This window comes from Paenactinomyces guangxiensis (assembly GCF_016055185.1).
Classification (GTDB): domain Bacteria; phylum Bacillota; class Bacilli; order Thermoactinomycetales; family Thermoactinomycetaceae; genus Paenactinomyces; species Paenactinomyces guangxiensis.
Map to the genome: position 1 here is coordinate 91,821 of NZ_JAECVR010000001.1, position 20,511 is coordinate 112,331.

Sequence of the window (20,511 nt, forward strand, 5' to 3'; positions counted from 1 at the left end):
GGGATCACCGGGGTCCCCCGACAGCTTCCCGGTTATTGGTTCAATGTTTGCGTAATCTCCTCCGTTGAGGATTGAAGCGCCTGTTCTGGTGTGATCTGACCGCTCCACACGCTTTCAATATTTTTCATGAGAATCGTCTTGACCTTCTGTCCTTGCTCGATGTTCGGTTCCGGAACCGCATATTTCAGCGCGTCGATAAACGGTTGATTGTTTGGGTTGGACAGTTCTTTGTCCATCGCTTTGATGTCGGAGTTGCGTGCCGGAATGATTCCCTGGGAAACAAGGAAATTTCCTTCTGCTGTCGCACCGTTTTCCTGCGCTTCTGAATTGAGCCATTTCAAAAACTCCCAGGCTTCTTTCTGATGCCTGGACTTTTTGCTCACTCCGTAGAAGAAGGAATAGGAAATGGAACCCTGCCCCTTGCCATCAGGGGATGGAATCGGGGCGACACCGATGTTTTTGTACTTATCCTTCATCGTTGCTTTGAGAGACCCGTTCCACCAGCCGGCGTTGATCGTCATGGCCACTTTCTCGGAAGGGAATCCTTTCAGGACATTGAAACTGGTATCAGTCACTTCTTCCTTTATCAGCTTTTCCTGAAATTGTAGCGTTTTCAAGGCAATCGGTGAGTTAAGTTCTGCTTTTTTTCCATCTTTGCTGATAAACTGGCCCTCGCAGCATACAAGAGTGACAGGTAAGGGTGGACAACAGCGGTTTCCTGGAAACTTTCTCCCATCGGTGGTCCATAGCCTTCTACCAGTACTTTTCCGGATGTATCACGCTTCGTGATCTTTTTAGCCATTTGATACAGTTCATCCCATGTTTTGGGCGGGGCTGAGTAGCCTTCTTCTTGCAGCAATTTTTTGTTATAATAGAGACCGTATGTTTGCACCTCGGTTGGATACCCCAACAGCTTCCCGTTTACCGTCGCCCCGTTGACGGCAGCAGCGGGATATGAGGCTTCGATATCTTTTTTCACCTCTGCAGTCGGTTCAGCCAGCACGTTCCCTTTGGCCAGCTGGCCACCCCATAACGAGTACACATGGAGAATATCTGCTTGTTGTCCTGTTGTCTGTTTGGCCATAATTGTAGGCAGTAACTGGGCAAAGTCCACAAATTTGTGTTTAACCTGAATATTGGGATGATTTTTGTTCCATTTGTCAATGTACTTTTTCAATTCTTGTTCCTGTTGCAGGGAATAATGAGTCTGCAACGTTAACTGGACAACCGAAGAATCCCCTTGATCAGCTGACGGTCCGCAACCTGCAAGTCCCGTCACGAGTGCGGCTGATAACAAGACGGCGGTTACTTTCCTCTTCAGTAATCTCACCGCGATTCCCCCTTGAGAAAATGGACTTTATAACCTTTTACGCATCACATGGAATTGGCGCGTAAAGTGAAAACCGGTCTTTTTGTATAAATAACCCGCCGGGCTTTCTTCGCCGGTCCACAAAAACCAGGCCCCATGCAATCCTTCCGCCCGCATGGCTGCCAGAGCGTCAGTGAGCAAAATTTTGCCCAGCCCTTTTCCCTGCTGCCCGGGGTCGACCCCAAAGGGACCGAAACGCTCCGGCACTCCTTCATAGCCGCCGTACAGGCAAAAGCCGACAATTTGATTCTGGTGCTTTGCCACCCGAATGCGTTCCAAGGGCAATCCCTGCAAGATTCCTTCACGAATCGCCCGTCCCCAATCCGGGTTAAATACTTCCGTAGCAAACCGGATCAATCGGTACAGGTCACCGTCCCTTACCTGTTCAAACGTGTAACCTTCCTTGATTCGCCTGTCCTTTAACGCCTTCACTTCTTCCGGGATCATAAACCCGACAAGCGAGCGGTCCATCGCGACCGGGGAGTATTGCACACGGAAGCCAAGCTTTTGTAAAAAGGAATAACCATCCGGATACGCCTCTTTATCCATTCCGGGCAAAATGTAGTTGGGAGCGTAGGAAGCGAAAAATACCTGTTTTCGGCCGGCCTTATGCAGAAATTGAAAAGCCTCGTTGAAAAGTTGTTTCCCTACTCCCTGGTTCCGATAGGATTCGGCGACAAAGAAGAAAGGAATCCATCCGTTTTCCGGTTCCAAATTGGTTCCGTGCATGGGGAGGCACCGGCGAACTGCATAAACACATCCAATAAGCTGCTCCCCATCAAATGCCAGGCGAAGCCCTTCCGGATCGAAATTGGCGTCCAACAGGACAAGATTGCGAAACCGCTTCGGTGTAATGGGGTCCCTGGGCAAACACCGGTTCCATAGGCGAACGATTTCAATTTCATCTGATGGCAAGTAATGTCTGTACTCCATTCCCGTATACTCCCTCCTCTTTTTGCTTGTCTTTTTCACCTTTTTGGATACTGTTACAGAAAAAAGGAAGGGAAACCGCTTACACAAATCCGGGAGGGTTGGTGTCGAATTTTGCAAGAAAATATGCGGCCGCAAAACCCTGCATTTTCTGTGAGAGTGTGTGTCAGTGTGGGGAAGGCAGAATTCTGTCTCGCTCCCGATTGGCGCCCTGCGAGGAAGCAAAAGTGGCCGATCCAAAAACTGCACTACAAGGGGAGCAGGTATTAGGCAGGGAAGCGGGGGGCAAAGAAGAGTTTGCTCCCTTTTTCCCTTATTCCGATTTTCCGCTCGGTCGGCCTCAAAAAGGCCTCTCCCCGGATTTCTGCTCCCCCCGCATTATTCAAACTTTCATCCCAAGGTTGTGACGGCCAGTCATGAGGGTTTTCTGTGAGATCGACGGTTATGAACATTGGCATCTGTACTTTATACTGTATACTGTACTTTGAATGTTGGGGAAAGCTTTTCTGCTTTTTTAGGAACTCCCTTTGCATCAGCGCACCAATTCAGCATAGAGCTTGTAACGGTCACCTCGATAGGAGGATTGGACAAATTCGATGGGCGAGCGGTTTTCGTCATAAGTGATTCGCTCGGTCCGCAGCACCGGCACGCCCTCTCTGATCTGTAAAAGCTCCCTCTCCCGCGGCGACGGCATCCCCACCTCAATAGTCTGTGAAGCATAGGAAATCGTAATTCCGTAATAGTGTTCCAAAAACTGATACAACGACTGATCATGAAGATCCTGCTGTCTGAGTTCGGGAAATTGTGAGAGCGGCAAATGAGAAGTTTCAATGGCCATCGGTTTATCATCAGCTAAGCGCAACCGGGTGATTGAGATAATGGAACCGCCTTTAATTTGCAACGTGTCCTCCAGCTTGGGAGTCACATCTTCAACATTGACGTGGATCAGGCGTGCTCCGGGCTTCATTCCCCGGCTCCTCATATCTTCACTAAAACTGGTCAACTTCAACAATCCCTGATTAATCTTCGGCTCGGCCACAAAGGTTCCTTTTCCTTTTTCCCGCACAAGTTTCCCTTCGTTAACCAGTTCCAGCAGAGCCTGGCGAACCGTCATCCGGCTGATTTCAAATTGTTCACTCAATTCTCGTTCAGAGGGAATAGCATCTCCCGGCCGTAACTCTCCACGTTCAATCTGCTCGGTCAACCATTGTTTCAGCTGATAGTAAAGGGGGATTGGAATATTTTTGTTTAATACAGGTTTCATGAAGAATAATTCCTCTCTTTCACACTTCCAAAGACTGAATTTGTACAGGGGTTCAGGAGGTTATCTCCACCTTTCAATCTTTCTTTTCAATAACAGAATGATAGACAACTATATATCTAAATAATCTTCGTCAACTTTTCATTAAATCCCTCCTTGTTTAAAAATCATAATTTGTTACACCCCAGCAATAATCATAGAAACATTTGAGTATATTTAAAGGAGAGACAAATTAGGGAAATGGCTATTCATGCCGGGATTGATGGAGGAGGATCAAAAACCGGGGGGTGGAACATTGTAGAACAGGTGGAAGGACGTGAATGATACCATGGTTCAGAACTTTCTATCCGTATATTTTTTGCAATTGCTCACATAATAAAAATGCAAGCCGATGGGGAGTAGCCAAGCGGTAAGGCAACGGACTTTGACTCCGTGATGCGTAGGTTCGAGTCCTGCCTCCCCAGCCAAAACCCCCTGAATAATTGAACCCGGTCTCCGGCCGGGATATTTTATTATAAAAAAGCAGCTTCGCACGGGGAAGCCGCTTTTTTGAGTTAAGCTGTTTTTTGGTTGGCTATACTCTTTTTTAATGCAACCCCGACAACGACAACCACGATGGCCAATACAATCGGGATCGCAGTTACCAGAGTATCCTGTCCATGCAAAAGATACTTCTCTATGATAGGATCTTCTACAATAAGCTGGCCGGCAGTATAGCCGAGGATGGCTGAACCGATATATACAAGCCAGGGCAGCTTATTCAACAGGGTGGCAATCAATCTGCTGCCCCACATGATGATTGGAATGCTGAGCGCCAATCCGAACAGGACGAGAAAAATATTCCCATGTGCCGCTCCGGCCACTGCCAGCACATTATCAAGGCTCATTACCACATCGGCCACAACAATGGTTTTAATGGCGCTGCGCATGCTTTTACCTGTAGAAACATGCGTATTTTCTTCTTCCTCCAAAAGCAGCTTTACTGCAATCCACAAGAGCAACATGCCGCCAAGGGTCATCAAGAGAGGAATCTTCAACAAGTATGTAGCGATAGCTGTTAAGGAGGCCCTTAAGAGAACTGCCGCTCCGGCACCAAATAATATTGCTTTTTTCCGCTGGTTTGGGGGCAGGTTGCGGGCTGCCATGCCAATCACCACAGCATTATCCCCACTGAGAATGATATCCAGGATGATGATGTTAAAAAAGCCGATCCAAAAGTGTGTATCCATGCTATAACCCCTTTTTCATACTAAAACGGACTCGCAAAACCTCACTTTTTTACGATAACATAGAAGAAGCTCCCACTTGATAAAGTGCTCCTTAAAAATAACCAATTGCAAAAGGCGGGAACAACATGACTGATGAACAGATTACCGAACAGCTATCCCAATTGCCGGGGTGGCAGCGGGAAAAAGACGCGATCACCAAAACATTCCGTTTTTCTACTTATATGGACGGGATCCGGTTTGTCCAACAAGTGGCCGAACAAGCGGAGAAGCTAAACCATCATCCCGATCTTCATATCGGTTACTGTGTCGTTACGGTCTCTTCAACCACCCATGATTCCGGGGGCATCACTTACAAAGACTTTACCCTCGCCAGACAAATAGAAACCCGGAAACGGCTTATGACCGGAACAGATGGCGAATCACTGACACCGTCAAATTGGGGACAATCTCCATGGAGTAAGTGATTTCCACCCGTTCCCACTGCTTGTGTGCCCCTTTGCCATAAGGTCCGATATTGATGACCGGTACATCCAGCTTACGGATCGCTTCCATATCCATCTGCTGCTTCATGCCCCATGCGGGCATATTTTTTTCAAACGCTTGCATATCTTTTTCGTCATCGCTGATCGCCACAAAGCTCATATCTGAGATATAGGGGAAAAACTTTCGCACCTGTATCGGCTGTTCACAGTTGGGCTGAATCTCATTCACTCCCTGGTTGACAGCCTCGATCAAGCGGTTATCTCTGTGGTCCGCTTCGGAAAGAACCACTCTCGGAATGTAAGAGGAGGCATAAAACAAAATGATTGCCGGTTCTGAGTCTCCTCCCCATTCCCACAATTCTTCAACCAGACGCCGGGAATAATTGCGGAGATCCAGGTTTTCTTCATTGAGCACATTCATGGAGAATTGAAGCATCTTTTGTTCAAACTCCGTCCCAAACTGTTCCCGGCAACGCTGATAAAACTCGTCATACGTATACACCCGCGGTTCAACCTCAATCGGCTGGTAGGGATGGCCGCTCAATTCGCAGTAACAGCGGTAGCGGGTCTGAAACTTGGAGATCGCTACTTCAAACGCTGTGGTGGCCGTCTCCTTCAATCTTTGCAGAACATCCTGGGGGGACCAGCTGTGCACGAAAACATTATAATAGACAAAGGCTGTCCGGGGCGTTTGTACATCGTAATGCGGCTTCAAATCCGTCTGCTTGAGTGATACGGGGGGCAATGTTACTTCACCAAACATTTCATCACAAAGATCGGTATTGTAATCCAGGCGGGAGGTCAGTTCCGAAACCAGCAGATTAGGATCAAACCCTTCAAATGCCTGGCCTACATGCGTTTCTTTTCCCACCACAAAAAAAGCGGGCAATAGTTTTCCGACTGTCCCCAGATAAACATAGCGATGAGGGTCATCATCATACCGGGGAGCTGTATAATCGGAGTTGATCGCGGCGATAAACTGTAAATTCTCTTCCCGGGCAAATTGATCTATATCAGCCAGCGCCGATAAAATACCGCGTGAATTATTTTCTTCATCACAGGTGATCGCCAGCAGAAGGTTACCGTCCAGCTCGTCGCGGTGATCGGAAAAATAGCGCAGAATCGCAAGGTGGCTCGCCACTCCGCTTTTCATATCCACGATCCCGCGTCCCCCTAACCAGTTCCCGGATGCAATATCTGCTCTGACCGATGCGGGAATCCGGCTTTTTTTCCACAGATCAACCAACTCATCGGGGAAAAAAGCATATCGTTTCCATTTTCCATAGTCTTCTACACCCACCGTATCCATATGCCCCATGAGGATGACCGTTTCATTATTCATCGGGTTGGCACCTTTGACCAGCGCCAGCACATTGTACCGTTCATGCTCATCCTGACGGGTAGGCAGGAGTTTCAGATCATGGGGATGCTCTTTAAAATAGGGGAATTGCTGAAGGATCTCATAAATTTGATAGGCCATGTCCCGTTCCCCAATCGTCCCGACAATGCTCGGGTGCTGAACAAGTAGTTTCGTCAGCTGCATGACTTCTTCTTGAAATCGAATCAACCTGGACCCTCCTCATCCCATTGTGACATTAGAAATAAGAGAATTCCTCTTCATTCCGATCCGGAGATAGATCAATGATCTCTGTACCTTCCACAGCTTCCCGAATTAAACGCGCAGTATCCAGTTTCGCCTCCTGCCTGGCCGCCACTTCCCGATCCGGTTTTGTTTTTGGCGCTTTCGGCAAAAAGACCGTGCAACAATCTTCATAAGGGAGAATCGAAGTTTCATAAGTGCCAATTCGCTTTGCAATCGCCATGATTTCCTGTTTGTCCATACCGATAACCGGCCTGAGCACGGGAATTTGCACCACTTCATTAATCGCATTCATGCTTTCCAGTGTCTGGCTGGCCACTTGTCCCAGGCTCTCTCCTGTTACCAGGGCCAGGGCTTTGTGTTTTCTGGCCAGCTCTTGAGAGATTCGTAACATTATTCTACGCATCACCGTAATTGAATAGGACTCATAACAATGTTTGTTAATCTCTGTTTGAATTTCGGTAAACGGCACCACATGAAGGCGAATCCGCCCCCCGAAGCGGGTGAGAATTTGCGCCAGGTCAATCACTTTTTGCTTCGCCCGCTCACTGGTAAACGGATAGCTGTGGAAGTGGACCGCCTGAAGTTCCACCCCTCGTTTTAAAGCCAGATAACCTGCAACCGGGCTGTCAATCCCACCGGACAAGAGAAGCATGACCCGTCCGCTGGAACCGACCGGCAAACCGCCGGGCCCCGGGATATCGTTACCGTATACATAAGAATACTTTCCTCTCACTTCAACATGCACAATCAGATCAGGATTGTGCACATCCACTTTTAACTGTGGGGAGTGAGCCAAAATATATCCGCCGATGCGACGGTTCATCTCCTGAGACCCAATCGGAAACCGTTTATCCGCCCGTTTGCTGTTTACTTTAAATGTCCGCACCTCGGGCCCCTGGCTTTCAGCAAGTTCAAGAGCAGCTTTCTGGATCAACTCAATCTCTGAGTCAAGACGAACAGCCGGACTAAATCCGACCAGGCCAAATACTTCGGAGAGTTCCTGAATCATCGGTTCAATCGCCTGATCATTAAATTCGACAAAGATCCGGCCACGCATTTTGGTTACGGAAACTCCTGTGAATTTTTCCAGCTTCGCGCGTATATTATTAACGAGCCTGTCTTCAAAGTCTGCTTTATTTTTCCCTTTTAAGGCCAGTTCTCCATAACGGAGCAAAATACAATTGCTTTTCATCATTTACGCACCTTCATTACCTGTTGGTATTGCGGAACCACACGAAGTAACACATCTGCACAATGGTCAATATCTGCCGCCTTGGTCTGAAAGCCCATACTGATGCGAATGGAACTAACCGCTTCGTCGTTATTTAAACCCATCGCTTTTAACACCCGGCTTGGTACTTCGGCTCTTGATGAACAAGCAGATTTACTGGATACAAACAGATTCTCCTTCTCTAAAGCATGCACGAGTACCTCCGATTTTAAGCCGGCAAAAGACAGATTGACAATATAGGGAGCGCCCCCTTCAGGTGTCAGATCCCCATTGGCGCGCATCGGATGGAGTGAGTCCTTTAGTCTCGCCAGCAAAGTCTCTTTCCAGACCTCACAGTTCTGCAAAAACTGTGAGCGTTTCTGCTGTGCCAGCACGATAGCTTTGGCCAAACCGGCAATTCCCGGCACGTTATATGTACCTGAGCGGATTCCGCCTTCTTGCCCCCCTCCGGCCAGCAATGGAGCGAGAGTGATATTTTTACGCTTGTAAAGGGCGCCGACTCCTTTGGGGCCATGAAATTTATGGGCAGAGAGGGAAAGCAGGTCAACGTGGGCCTGCGCGGGCAACAGGGGAATTTTGGCAAATGACTGCACCGCATCCACATGGAAGGTTACTTTAGGATATTTTTTCAGGCGCCGTCCAATTTCTTCGATCGGTTGGATTGTACCCACTTCGTTATTGACATGCAGGACGGAAACGAGTACGGTTTCCTCTGTAATCGCCTTTTCAACCTCTTCCGGATCGACTCTGCCAAGTGAGTCAACAGGAAGATAGGTAACCTGACAGCCCCTTTTCTTTAACTGTTGAAACACCTCATAAACTGAAGCATGCTCTGCCTCTGTTGTGATCAGATGTTTTTTCCGCTCCGGATTGCGCTCAGCAACTCCTTTGATCGCCAGGTTATTCGCTTCGGTTCCACCCGAAGTGAAAATAATTTCATGCGGGGTACATCCGAGGGTTTGGGCAACCACTTTGCGCGCTTGTTCGACAAGGCGCTCAGCTTTCATCCCCAGTCCGTGCAAAGAGGAAGGGTTCCCGTATACCTGTTTCATGACATCACTCATCACCTCGATCACTTCCGGATCGGTTGGTGTTGTCGCACTATTATCCAAGTAGATCAAGCCTGTCTGCCCCCTTTCTTCTCATCAATAACTTCACCATTCTAACATAAAACAAAACACCTGACATCGTTTGCAGGTGTTTATTTTCGCTTACTCGACCGGCGGACGATCAATTCGGATGCCAGGACGATCTCTTTTTTAGTATGCGCTTTTTCAGGGTCGGCCAGTACATTTAACAGAAGTTCCATCGCTTCCATTCCCAGTTCGTATGCGAGAATTTTCACACTGGTAAGCGGCGGGTTGATAAACGACATGAGGGGGGAGTCGTTAAAGCCCACAATCCCAAAGTTGGATGGGACCTCCAATCCCTGATGTTCGGCAAATTGTAACGCCCCGAGCGCGAACAGGTCATCTGCGGCCATCACTGCGTCAAACTCCATCCCTGACTCCCACAGACGGCACAGGGTCCGGAAACCTCCATCAATCGAGAAATCAGCATAAACAATGCGTTCAGGGACAACAGGCATATTTTGTTCCATCAGTGCCTGTTTATAACCGTTGACCCGGTCCAGACTGACAACCAGATTGGCATCCCCGCTGACAAAAGCGATTTTTTCATATCCCTGTTTGAGCAAGTGTTGCGTAGCCAGCCTGGCCGCCTGAACATTATCATTATTGACTGACAGCACCGGCTTCTCAACATTTCTCCCGATCAGAACAAACGGCACATTTTCTTCGATTAAAGCAGAAATCAGCGGATCTTTGAGGCGCGAACTGGATACGATTAACCCGTCGACCCGCCGTTCCCTGATCAATTGCAAGCATTTCTCCTTCTCCTCTTCCGCATTGCGGCTGATCGATAGGAGAATATTATAGTCCCGGGTCTGGGCAATGGTTGACATACCGCGCATCAATTCAGAAAAAAAAGGATTGGAAAAAGCCTGACCTGCCTCGCGGGCAATGGTAAACCCGATGGTACGCGTATTGCTTCGCGCCAAACTTCGGGCGATGGCATTGGGAACATAGTTGAGAGTTTCCATCGCTTGATGAACACGCTTTTTTGTTTCTAAACTGATGCGATTGCTTCCGGCGATGACCCGCGAAACCGTCGACGGGGAAACATTCGCTAATTTTGCAACGTCCTTAATAGTAGCCATCACTGAAAACTCCTTTGCCTGACGTGCAATTGGCTTCATTATACTCCAATTTGAACTTTTATATCGTTTAACTTTTCCCCTTAAATACTCCTGCCTCCATTAAATCCAATACCGTAAGTACAAACATCGCATGTGACCAGGTGAGCGGGACAACCCATGCTGCTTCTCCGGTATGGCGATCAATCTGCTCGGGCAATAAGTCTAATTGGGTTCGGTGATCAACCGCCCAGTTGAGCCATTTTACCGCCTGCTCCGTCTGCCCCTGCCTGACCCGGTACATCGCCAGCCAGAGAGTGGTTAGAATCCAGGGGTTACCGCCAATATATTTGTCATCTTCATACCGTTTAATCCCGCCGATGGGCTGGCTGGTCAAGCTCCGCTCAATCGCATCCGCTGTTTTGACGGCCCGTTCATCCTCAGCGGGAAACAGTGCAAAAGGAACGCTGACTCCGAGCAGGCTGGCATCAATGACCGGATCTTCCCAAATCATATGCGTTCGATAACCTTTGTGATTGACTTGAACGGCTGTCCTTTTGCCTTCTGCTTTTGCTTTGGCCATCTGTTCCGGAGAGACGGCTAATTTAAGCCCGCGGAAAAAAGCTTGCCGCTCTTCATTCCACAGCTGTCCGGAGATGGCAGCACGTATGTTTTCTGCAGCTTGTCTCCAGGAGATGGACAGTTCCTCCCGGCCAAGTGCTCTGGCGATTTCCGCAGCACCGGTCAGCCCGCCATAGACAGCGGCCGCGGTATAGGTATGCTCTCCGTCTCTTTCCTCCCACAGGTCCCGGCTCGGCAGAGGGAGGCCCGTCTCGGGATCGATTGATTGCACAAGGAATTGCGCTCCTTTTTTTACTGCCGGCCATACTTCTTCCAGAAAAGAAACTTCCCCGGTCATCAGGTAATGTTGCCACATCCCCCACAAGATGGAACCTGTTTCATCCATTTGCAATCCCCATTGCGGAGCGAGACGCCCGTCGAGATAATGGCGCTGCTGCCAGGAACCATCCCCGCTTTGGGTTTTCAATGTCCAGCGGTAAAATTCATGTCCCATCAAAGGATACCCGGCACGGTCAACAGCCGCAATAATATAGGCCGCATCTCTTCCCCAGCAGTAAGCATAACCTCCGCAGCGGCTAAACTCCTCATCCAATTCGGGAGCGGCGATCACACTGCCGAATTTCTCATCCATCATCAAGCGGAAAATAATAAGGGAGCGGCGGTATAAACGATCAATCGCTTCATTTCCCGTTCTCACCTGCTTTCCGGAGTCCAGGTAGTTTTTCCAGTAATCCAGCGTAAGCCGGCGCAAAGCCTCCCTCCCTTCAGAAACAGCCTTGCAAAGTTCGGCACACGCCTGATCGGGACCGTCACCGGCAGCAAAAAATAAAGTGATCTGTTTGGACTCTCCCGGACCGACTGCTCCCAGGCTCCAGGATAACCCTCCTTCTTTTTGCATGTCGATGGGATTGCCGTTCAACCTGGCCTGTTCAATATTTTCCCTTACATTTCCTGCCTGGTAGCCGGAAACAGGTTCCGAGGCTGAGACCGCAACTGCATATTGATGGCGATAATGGACAAGAGCGTCATGTTCAAAATCAAACATCGTCGTGTTGTATAAGGGGTTCTCTCCCATCTGCATGGAGGAATAATAAAGAAAAGTAAGAGAATGCTCCTGTGTTCCGCGATTCACAAGGGTATAGTGGCGCATCATCACATCGGTTTGCGGAACCATCTCGTCCTCACAAGTCACTTCCAACTGCAATTCCGGGGAATAAGCTCTGGTTTGAAGAATCGGGGTATCCCCAAGATAAGATTGTTGATGTTGCCAGGGTTCCTGATGGAGCCAGGATACTTTCTCCGATTTTCCGTGAACATATACACCGGCATAACTTTCTTCGACATGTTGCGGACGATCAATCCCGGGCCACCACAAGCGATGCAACTGGCCGCGCCGGTCCAGGGCAGCCAGCATCCGCGAGTTTCCGATTACCGCGTCAATCAGATATGGTTTTTTCTGCATATAAGCCTCTCCTTTTGTGATAAATGATGCAATCACTCGTATCAGTCAGACGCTTCCGAATGTCCCCCTCAGAATCATTCCCTGGTAGGGAGCCAGTTGAAAGACACCTTTATACTGGTTGACAGGAAACTTATCCCCCTGCAAAAGATCCTCCAGCTCAGTGGCGGAAGTCCCAAACGGGGAGGTATCCAGGCAGACCGTGCGCTGTTGATCACTGTTATTGAAGACAACCCCGACCACTTCTTGCTCATACTGCCTGACAAATGCATAGATACCTGCGTTTGCATCGACATACCAGGTGTGAACATTTCCCCGGCACAATGCAGGCGAACTCCGGCGAATCGAGATTAAGCGACGGTAATAGGCAAGGAGTTCCTTATTGTGGCAGGATTCCTCCCAGATCATCGGCCGCCGGCAATCAGGGTCCGTTTTTCCCTCCATGCCTATCTCATCCCCATAGTAGATGAGCGGTGTTCCTATATAGGTGAACTGAAATAATACAGCAAGGCGAAACTTTTCTTCCGCACCGCTGCAAGAGGTCAAGAAACGCTCCGTATCATGTGAATCAAGCAAATTCCATAACACCCGGACCGCTTGCTCCTTATAAATCATCCGCGACCGGGTCAGTTCTGCGTCAAATTGTCCGGCATCAATCTTGCCTGTCGCAAAAAAGCGAAGCACACTTTCCCTGAACAAGTAATTCATCACCGAGTCAAACTCATCCCCTTCCAGCCAGGCAGAGGAATCGTGCCAGATTTCGCCGATAATCAGGGCCGCGGGGTTGATTTCTTTTACTAACTCGCGAAAATCACGCCAGAACCGGTGATCCACCTCGTTTGCCACATCCAGCCGCCAGCCGTCAATCCCCGTTTCTTCCATCCAGTAGCGAACCACTTCCAATAAATATCGGCGAACCTCGGGATTTTCCGTTTTAAGCTTGGGCATCGCCGGAACCTGATTGGCAAACGTTTCATAATTGGGCTTTGGTTCCTGCACAACCGGAAAGCTGTGGAGATAAAACCAGTCTTTATACCGCGACCGTTCACCGTGTTTAAGTACATCCTGAAAGGCGAAAAACTGATCTCCGGCATGATTAAATACCGCATCCAATATGACTTTAATCCCCCGCCGGTGCGCTTCCTGCACCAGTTGTTTAAAGGTGGACAGCTCTCCAAACTGCGGGTCGATCTGATAGTAATCCGCCGTATCATACTTATGATGAGAAGGCGACAAAAAGATGGGTGTGAAATAAATGGACGTCACCCCAAGCTGTTCAAGATATGGCAGCCGCTCGATGACTCCCTGCAAATCCCCGCCATAAAAGCTGTCCGCGCGCGGCCTCGCATCCGGGGTCCATGGTTCCGTCCTTTCCGGGTCGTTGGATTTGTCCCCATTATGAAACCGTTCGGGAAAAATCTGATAGACAACTGCCTCATTCGCCCAATCCGGCGTTTGGAACACCTCGGAAGGATGGATATAGGCATATTGGAAAACCCCTGCATCTTTTTTCATGGCGGCAAACCCGGTCTCGCCAAACCAGGCTTTTTCTCCAATGGTATCCTCCAGCCGGAACACATATTTAATCCGCCCGGTCTGACTGTCAATCCGTCCCTCAAAGTAATCAAACAGTTCGTCTGAGGCGGTTTTTTCACAGTCCGCCCATGTTCCCGGTTCATCTTCACCCGAATAACGGTCGGCGTACCATACCCGGCACATGGCCAGATCCCCTTTTTTGGCACGCAGACGCACACGCAATTGATGCGGAGAAAGCGGATAGGCAAAAGCCCCGCCCGTACGATGAAAAATGGCCTCTTGAATCATAATCCCCTTTCCTTTCCCCACCCGGATTAACCTTTACTTGCTCCTGCGGTTAAACCGGAGATGAAATAACGTTGCATTGATAAAAAGACGACGGTAATCGGTAATGCAACCAGGACTGAACCAGCGGCAAATAAAGTAAACCGCTTGCCAAATTGATCATTGATAAAGTTAAACAGACCGACGGCCAGTGTTTGATTTTCCGGGCTGGTCAGTACAATTTGCGGCAGCAGGAAATCGGTCATTGGCATCATAAAGTTAAACAGGAATACAACAGCGATGATCGGTTTTGCCAGTGGCAGGATGATTTGAAAGAAGACAGTTAAATGGCTTGCTCCATCCATTCTGGCCGCTTCATCGAGACTTCGGGGAATAGTGTCAAAATATCCTTTCACCAGCCAGGTGTTAAAAGGAATTTGTGCTCCGGCATAAAATAAGATCAAACCCCAGTGGCTGTCTAAAAGATCAAGCAAATTTAACAACAGATACAGGGATACCATGGTCATCATCGAGGGGAACATCTGTAGCCCAAGAAACGCCATTAACCCGTATTTTCTGCCGACAAATTGATAACGGGAAAAAATATATGCCGTACCCGTGGTGATCAACACAGATAAAACAGCGTTGATCAAGGCAATTTTCAACGTATTGCCATACCAGGTTACATACTGGCTGTTGGGATTGGTAAAGAGCCAGATGTAATGATCGAAGGTTGCATTTTTAGGGATTAAAGTCGAGGAGAAGAGACTCTCCCCCGGGCTCAGTGAAGCTCCGATCACCCATAGAACCGGAAAGACACAGACCACAACCATCACGATCAAAACGAGATATGTAACGGCCAGGGCAAGATTGGATCTCTGTTTGGCACTCCTCATTGAATCATCCCCTCCTCTTTAAAGGACCGTGTTTTACGGAATTGAATCAGGGCGAGGATCATCACTACCAGTCCGATGATGATGGAAATGGCTGCCGCATAATTGAACTTATTGGTCACGAAGGTCAGTTTGTAAACCCAGGAAATCAGGATATCTGTTCCACCGGCCGTTTGTCCCGGTACAGGGGGATTTCCTTCGTTGAAGAGATAAATGACATTAAAGTTATTGAAGTTTCCTGCATACTGAACAATCAGAAGAGGAGCCGTCGCATAAAGAGCGATCGGTAAAGTGATGTGGCGGAATTTTTGCAGGACCGTCGCTCCATCCACTTCAGCCGCTTCATAAAGGTCAGAAGAAATCGCTTGTAAAACCCCTGTATATAAAGCCAAACTGAAAGGGAATCCGAGCCAGACCTGAATGCCGATCAGAGCCACCTTGCACCAGAACGGATCTGTCAACCAGGGGATGGATGAAAGCCCGATATCATTCAGCATTTGGTTGACCGGCCCAAAGTTGTCATTAAACATACCGGTGAAAACGATACATGAAACAAACGGTGGGACTGCCCATGGCAAGATTAAGACGGTGCGAAAAAACTTTTTAAATTTCACACGTTTCTGGTTGATCAAAACAGCCAGAATCAGGCCTAATGCCACCTGGAGGGTTGTAGAGGCCAGAGTCCAGACAACGGTCCAGGAAAATACGTTCAGAAAAGAGTTTTTCCAGAATTCCAGCTGAAAGATATTGAAAAAGTTATCCAACCCGACCCAATCTATTAATTTAGCCGGAGGTTGATGGTAAAGATCATAATTGGTAAAAGCAATCAGAACCATAAAAATAATTGGAAATACAACAATAAAAACCAGCAAAAGCATTGCCGGGGCAATAATGAGATAAGGAAATCCCTTGTCTGTCACTGTGCGGTATGTTTCCCAAATTCCGGAAGGGCGAACTCCTCTTTCCCTGAGTTCCCCCACTCGATAGGCATCGCGGATGTTAAACCCGTAAATGAGTAAACCAAATAAAATGAAAAAAACGGAAATGATACCTTTTGCCAACAGTTCAATCGAGTGGTCCAGGAGCGGGATTTCTCCCAATGTCATAAGTCCCCACAAACCAATATTAAATAAATCATAGAAGACATAGAGAAAAGAGATTTGCAATACGAGGAGCAAGACTCCTTTTATCCATTGCCCATTGTACATCTGGCCCACACCCATCGACAAAGCCGAACACAGAGCAGCCGTGTTCCGTTTGCCCCAGCGATTCCCGGATGTTTGAACCTCCGCATCCATCGCACTCCCCATCCTTTCTGTTCAATGATTGGGTGAAGGGCAGGTGCGATGAACCTCATCGCACCCGCTTTACCTTTATTGTTTTTGTACCTTTATCTGTTCCTTAACCAGTTTTACTGCTTGATTCAAAGCTTGTTCGGGTGATTGTTTGCCCGAAGCGATAAAGTTATGAGCATCATTGATCGGTGTCCACACCTGGAACATTTCCGGAATGCTCGGCATGGGAACCCCAAATTTTGCCTGCTCGGCAAATCCGTTTACGACCGGATCATTGGTAATCATCGGATCTGCCAAGAGTTCCTTGTGCGGTGGAATTTCCCCTGTTTGCTCAAACCGGGTTTTCAAGGCCTCTTTGCTGGTTAAAAACTGCATCAGCTCTGTGGCATATTTGGGTGATTTACTGTAGGCGGACAGATACCATCCTTTGACACCCGTCAGAGTTTGTGCATCTTTCCCATTTACTTTGGGAAGGGGAGCCACACCGAGATCAATATTGGCACTCTGGTAGTCGCGAATCGCCCACGGGCCGTTGATCACAGCCGCCACTTTACCCTCTTTAAATAAACCGTTGATCACATCAGCCGTCACACCCTGGGGGATGAGGCCTTCTTTATACCATTTTTGCACTTCGGTCAAAGCCTTGACGGTACCCGGATTATTCAATCCAATGTCATTGGGATCCAATTTACCTCCCTGATCTTTGAAAATATATCCTCCGTTTGCAGAGATCAGGAAATGAGTATAGTACAGGTTGGCCGCTTCAAAGAGCACCCCGTATTTTTTCTCGGCCGGTTTGGTATTTGCTTTCGCGAATTGATACAATTCCTCAAAGGTTTCCGGCGGTTTTGGCATCAGTTTTTTGTTGTATATCAGTGCGATACTTTCCGTTACTTTCGGCAGTCCCATCAGCTTGCCATCATAAGTTAAAGCACGAATGGACCCTTCCTCATATTGACCCGTGACAGAATCATCAACTTTGATGGGTTGAACCAACCCTTTAACAACCGCTTGTCCCAAATTATCGTGCGGCCAGGTCACCAGGTCGGCTCCCTTTCCTGCCGGCCCATCGAGTGTCAGTTTTTCCTGCTGTTTTAAAAGAGAGACGGGAACCACTTCCACTTTAATTCCGGTTTTCTTTTCAAATTCAGCTGCCAGTTTTTTGGTATGTGCGATTTGCTCTCCCTGATCCGCGTTTTCCCAGACAACTAGCTTATCGGGTTTTCCCTCGGCTGCTTGCCCGGCATTCGGGTCACGTTTTGGCCCACATGCTGCCAGCAGTCCCATCGCTAAAACCAACACCATACTGATAAGAAAGCATTTTTTAAACATTTGTCAGCCCCCTTTTGTGCAAACGGTTGCACAAATAACAAAAAAATAAAAAGCAATCAATTTATCAAGAAAGCCTTTACATAACCAATTTTACACTTGAAATAATGTTCTAACAAGCACTTTTTTATCTTCTATTCTTTTTATTTTTGGGACAACCGTTTGACCAGACCTCAACCCCATTTGCGACATCCGGATCAAAAGGCCGCCCGGTAATACCCATGAATTTCCGGCATCCTGTTACAGAAGCAGTTGACCTTTTTCATTGATGACAAGTACATGGGCTCCAACAAGGAGATGCGGTCGATGGCCGAGCCAGTTGCGAATCCCTTGAGTGTATCCCATAGCGCTCTCCCTTTTTCCTAAGAGAATGGTATAATAAACATAACGTGTTATTTTTTCTGAGTCCCGTTTTGGGATTCTTTTTTTTGAGATTGTGTATATCTAAATTCTTCAGTTTCGATCTCTTTAGAACCTCTCTAACTGTCCATTTTGTTGTTTTGCTCGGCAATGGTTGGCAACAGATTTTTCCGGTCGGTCCTCCCGGCTGTAAGACTGGAGTCAAAGACGTCGTTCCGGCACTTTATATTGAAACAGTTTCTCAGCTCCCGGGTGATCTCTTCGATCTGAAGCCGGGAATAACCGAGTTTTGCCATGGCATACACGACAAACCCGACGGCCTCCCCTTTTTTGATGGTTGCTGACTCATCGCGCGCCAAACCCTTTTTTTGAACCAAATCCTTTCCCTCCCTTCTTTTCCGATACAAAAATATCACACACTTTACCGGAAAAAATGATTCGCCCGTCTTCCGTTTCGGTGTGAACGATATTTAAGATCGGAATATGAATTTCTCCGCCTTCTGCCGTTTGAAGTGCGACGATCTTGATCCGGCGGTCGGGATGTAATTGAATCCCACAAGAAATAGCCACGGTTGCGTCTAGACTTTTTTGTTGTTTCTTTTTCCTGATCACCCTTCAGGCATTGTTGGTGATCGTTCGTTGACGGTTGAACATGATCTGTTTGTCCTTTTAGAATTTTAGGCAAATTATTAACCTCCTTTAATGAGTGATTGAAAAAATTGGCTTGAAACAATTTTCCAAATCTCGATCCTGGTTAAATTATAGTATGATCCCTTTAGTTTTTTCAATATTTCGCAATTTAGAGTTTCCTTTAAAATCAACCCCGTGGCGACTAATAAAGACACGCTTTTCCCTATTTCACAGCCCATAATTTTATGTTTTTTCATAAAATCGGAATTTTCGTTTCCATTGTCTTGCGATTGTGCAATAATTGCTTTGGAATAATACCCCATTTCGAGGTGAGACTGATGGATCATCGCAATAATGAAAACTTAGTTCGATACATAATCAGAAAAGTGAGAAAGGAACGAGGACTCCGCCAGGGAGACCTGGGAAATATATCAGCTGCAGTAATCAGTCTTCTTGAAAGCGGTAAAGCGCCGTTGGAAGGGGAAACATTTGAGTACATGTTAAAGCAGTTGGACTTGTATCCGAAAGAAAAGCTGGAAACTGCGGTAGAAAAGGAACAAGAGAAGATGAGAGAACTAAATCTTATTCTTCAATGTATTGAAGCGGCTTTGGACAAAGGAAGCCATGAAGTGGCATTGAAACAGCTTAAAAAAATTAAAATAGAAAAATTCCACCCCCTTGCACCATCTGTCTATTATTTGGAGGGGCGGTACCATTACTTAAAAAATGACTGGAATAAATCCAGTAAAATATTTCATCATGCGCTTGATCTCGTTGATAAGAACAATATCGCCCCGCCTGTTAATGTACTTTCCTATTGTTATAAGGATTTGAGTAATGGTTGTTTTTATCAAAATGATTTACAAAATGCACTTATGTATGTAAATCAGGGAATTGAGGCATTTGATAAAAACAAAGGGAGGAAAGAGGTGATATACCGCTTATACGCTAATAAAATTCAGTACCTGATGAAATTGAGTCAGCATGATCACGCTGCCCAAATCCTTAATGATACCTGGCTTGATCGTTCAAAAATTGAAAATATATCCGTGGTACTCAACCTATATCAGTTTCGTGCCGCGATCTTCAGAGGAAGAGAAGATTTTGAAAAAGCAATTGCGATTTGCAATGAAGGGATCGAAATTGCTGTTAGATACCGAATTAAAAAACGTCACCTTGATCTGTTAAATATTTTGGGCACTGTCTATTTAAAGCAAACGATCTATGACAAAGCATTGCAATGCTTTCAAATAGTCCTTTGGATGGACGAGGATAACGAATACCGTCGAAGAAAAATTGATTCTCTAAGCAACATCGGTACTCTTTTTATCAATCAAACAAACTGGGAACAGGCTGACGATTATTTAAATAAGGCTTTAAAAATGGGCCGGGAAGTTGGGAGACATCTACCGATTGGCAAAGGTACTGATTATCCGTGGGAATTATTTCTTTTCTCAACACCAACATGAGACGGCTATTCCCTTCTACGAAGAAGCTGCGAAACTTACGCGAAAACATGGATTTAAACAAAGGCTTCATACGGCTTTATTGATGTTATCACATTGTTTTGATAAGATTGGTAATAATGATGATTTGATCAGATGTTACAAAGAGCTTCTTAAAATTGAAGGTGAACTCGATTTAAAAAGTGAGGAGGAGCTGTATGATTTCTAGTTTAGTAGTGAATACAAATCAGATTCAACGCGGGGATGACGATACTGATATTGAGGATTAATTATGTTAAACAGTGAGAGGATCTGTATGATTTCTAGTTCAATGGTGAATACAAATCAGATTCAACGCGGGGATGACGAAATCAACGATTAATTAAGAAAGAGCTTTCGGTTTATAGCCAAAACATCTT

General features: G+C 47.0%; 18 protein-coding genes and 1 tRNA gene. 3 read left to right on the forward strand and 16 right to left on the reverse strand.

Annotation, left to right across the window (positions count from 1 at the left end):
* Window positions 1-32: 32 nt before the first annotated feature.
* From I8U27_RS20875 to I8U27_RS00485, 4 genes are all read right to left on the reverse strand, one after another.
* Window positions 33-617: an extracellular solute-binding protein gene (locus I8U27_RS20875; RefSeq protein ID WP_181750443.1), complete on the reverse strand. Its 585-nt coding sequence runs from the start codon at window positions 615-617 to the stop codon at window positions 33-35.
* The gene (locus I8U27_RS20880; RefSeq protein WP_181750442.1) at window positions 614-1,330 is read right to left on the reverse strand and encodes an ABC transporter substrate-binding protein; all 717 of its coding nucleotides are present in this window, start codon (window positions 1,328-1,330) and stop codon (window positions 614-616) included. Before I8U27_RS20880 ends, I8U27_RS20875 begins: the two co-directional genes overlap by 4 nt.
* 27 nt (window positions 1,331-1,357) lie before the next feature.
* Complete coding sequence (locus I8U27_RS00480; RefSeq protein ID WP_181750441.1) at window positions 1,358-2,302, reverse strand: GNAT family N-acetyltransferase; 945 nt, start codon at window positions 2,300-2,302, stop codon at window positions 1,358-1,360.
* A gap of 529 nt (window positions 2,303-2,831) precedes the next feature.
* Window positions 2,832-3,563 (reverse strand): GntR family transcriptional regulator, encoded by a 732-nt coding sequence (locus I8U27_RS00485; RefSeq protein WP_181750440.1) that lies wholly within the window; start codon window positions 3,561-3,563, stop codon window positions 2,832-2,834.
* A gap of 389 nt (window positions 3,564-3,952) precedes the next feature.
* Here I8U27_RS00485 and I8U27_RS00490 point away from each other — a divergent pair.
* A tRNA-Gln gene (locus tag I8U27_RS00490) sits at window positions 3,953-4,027 on the forward strand.
* Between the two features lie 87 nt (window positions 4,028-4,114).
* Here I8U27_RS00490 and I8U27_RS00495 read toward each other — a convergent pair.
* The gene (locus tag I8U27_RS00495; protein WP_181750439.1) at window positions 4,115-4,789 is read right to left on the reverse strand and encodes a TerC family protein; all 675 of its coding nucleotides are present in this window, start codon (window positions 4,787-4,789) and stop codon (window positions 4,115-4,117) included.
* A gap of 125 nt (window positions 4,790-4,914) precedes the next feature.
* Here I8U27_RS00495 and I8U27_RS00500 point away from each other — a divergent pair, with 125 nt between their 5' ends.
* Entirely contained in the window at window positions 4,915-5,253 is a 339-nt protein-coding gene (locus tag I8U27_RS00500) for a 4a-hydroxytetrahydrobiopterin dehydratase (RefSeq protein ID WP_181750438.1), read from the forward strand.
* Here I8U27_RS00500 and I8U27_RS00505 read toward each other — a convergent pair.
* The 11 genes from I8U27_RS00505 to I8U27_RS00555 form a co-directional block, all read right to left on the reverse strand.
* The gene (locus I8U27_RS00505; protein WP_232345165.1) at window positions 5,186-6,838 is read right to left on the reverse strand and encodes a M20/M25/M40 family metallo-hydrolase; all 1,653 of its coding nucleotides are present in this window, start codon (window positions 6,836-6,838) and stop codon (window positions 5,186-5,188) included. The genes I8U27_RS00500 and I8U27_RS00505 overlap by 68 nt on opposite strands.
* A gap of 28 nt (window positions 6,839-6,866) precedes the next feature.
* Window positions 6,867-8,066 carry a tRNA uracil 4-sulfurtransferase ThiI gene (gene thiI / locus I8U27_RS00510; protein WP_181750437.1) on the reverse strand — a complete coding sequence of 400 codons (1,200 nt, stop codon included), beginning with the start codon at window positions 8,064-8,066 and terminating at the stop codon, window positions 6,867-6,869.
* The gene (locus I8U27_RS00515) at window positions 8,066-9,226 is read right to left on the reverse strand and encodes a cysteine desulfurase family protein (protein WP_181750436.1); all 1,161 of its coding nucleotides are present in this window, start codon (window positions 9,224-9,226) and stop codon (window positions 8,066-8,068) included. The genes thiI and I8U27_RS00515 overlap by 1 nt, the downstream gene beginning before the upstream one ends.
* An 80-nt stretch (window positions 9,227-9,306) precedes the next feature.
* Entirely contained in the window at window positions 9,307-10,323 is a 1,017-nt protein-coding gene (locus I8U27_RS00520; RefSeq protein ID WP_181750435.1) for a LacI family DNA-binding transcriptional regulator, read from the reverse strand.
* A 67-nt stretch (window positions 10,324-10,390) separates the two neighbouring features.
* Window positions 10,391-12,343 carry a glycoside hydrolase family 15 protein gene (locus tag I8U27_RS00525; protein WP_181750434.1) on the reverse strand — a complete coding sequence of 651 codons (1,953 nt, stop codon included), beginning with the start codon at window positions 12,341-12,343 and terminating at the stop codon, window positions 10,391-10,393.
* 45 nt (window positions 12,344-12,388) lie between these two features.
* Window positions 12,389-14,164 carry an alpha-glycosidase gene (locus I8U27_RS00530; protein ID WP_181750433.1) on the reverse strand — a complete coding sequence of 592 codons (1,776 nt, stop codon included), beginning with the start codon at window positions 14,162-14,164 and terminating at the stop codon, window positions 12,389-12,391.
* 26 nt (window positions 14,165-14,190) lie between these two features.
* Window positions 14,191-14,973, reverse strand: coding sequence for a sugar ABC transporter permease (locus I8U27_RS00535; protein ID WP_374057900.1), 783 nt, complete (start codon window positions 14,971-14,973; stop codon window positions 14,191-14,193).
* A gap of 59 nt (window positions 14,974-15,032) precedes the next feature.
* A complete protein-coding gene (locus I8U27_RS00540) occupies window positions 15,033-16,343 on the reverse strand; it encodes a carbohydrate ABC transporter permease (protein ID WP_181750431.1) in 1,311 nt (436 codons plus the stop codon).
* Window positions 16,344-16,406: 63 nt separating this feature from the next.
* Window positions 16,407-17,660 (reverse strand): extracellular solute-binding protein, encoded by a 1,254-nt coding sequence (locus I8U27_RS00545; protein ID WP_181750430.1) that lies wholly within the window; start codon window positions 17,658-17,660, stop codon window positions 16,407-16,409.
* 476 nt (window positions 17,661-18,136) lie between these two features.
* On the reverse strand, window positions 18,137-18,394 hold the full coding sequence (locus tag I8U27_RS00550; RefSeq protein ID WP_181750429.1) for a hypothetical protein: 258 nt from the start codon (window positions 18,392-18,394) through the stop codon (window positions 18,137-18,139).
* Window positions 18,363-18,587: a hypothetical protein gene (locus tag I8U27_RS00555; RefSeq protein ID WP_198065815.1), complete on the reverse strand. Its 225-nt coding sequence runs from the start codon at window positions 18,585-18,587 to the stop codon at window positions 18,363-18,365. Before I8U27_RS00555 ends, I8U27_RS00550 begins: the two co-directional genes overlap by 32 nt.
* Window positions 18,588-18,985: 398 nt before the next feature.
* Between I8U27_RS00555 and I8U27_RS00560 the strand changes: the two genes are divergently transcribed.
* Entirely contained in the window at window positions 18,986-20,116 is a 1,131-nt protein-coding gene (locus I8U27_RS00560; protein ID WP_181750427.1) for a helix-turn-helix domain-containing protein, read from the forward strand.
* Window positions 20,117-20,511 lie beyond the last annotated feature (395 nt).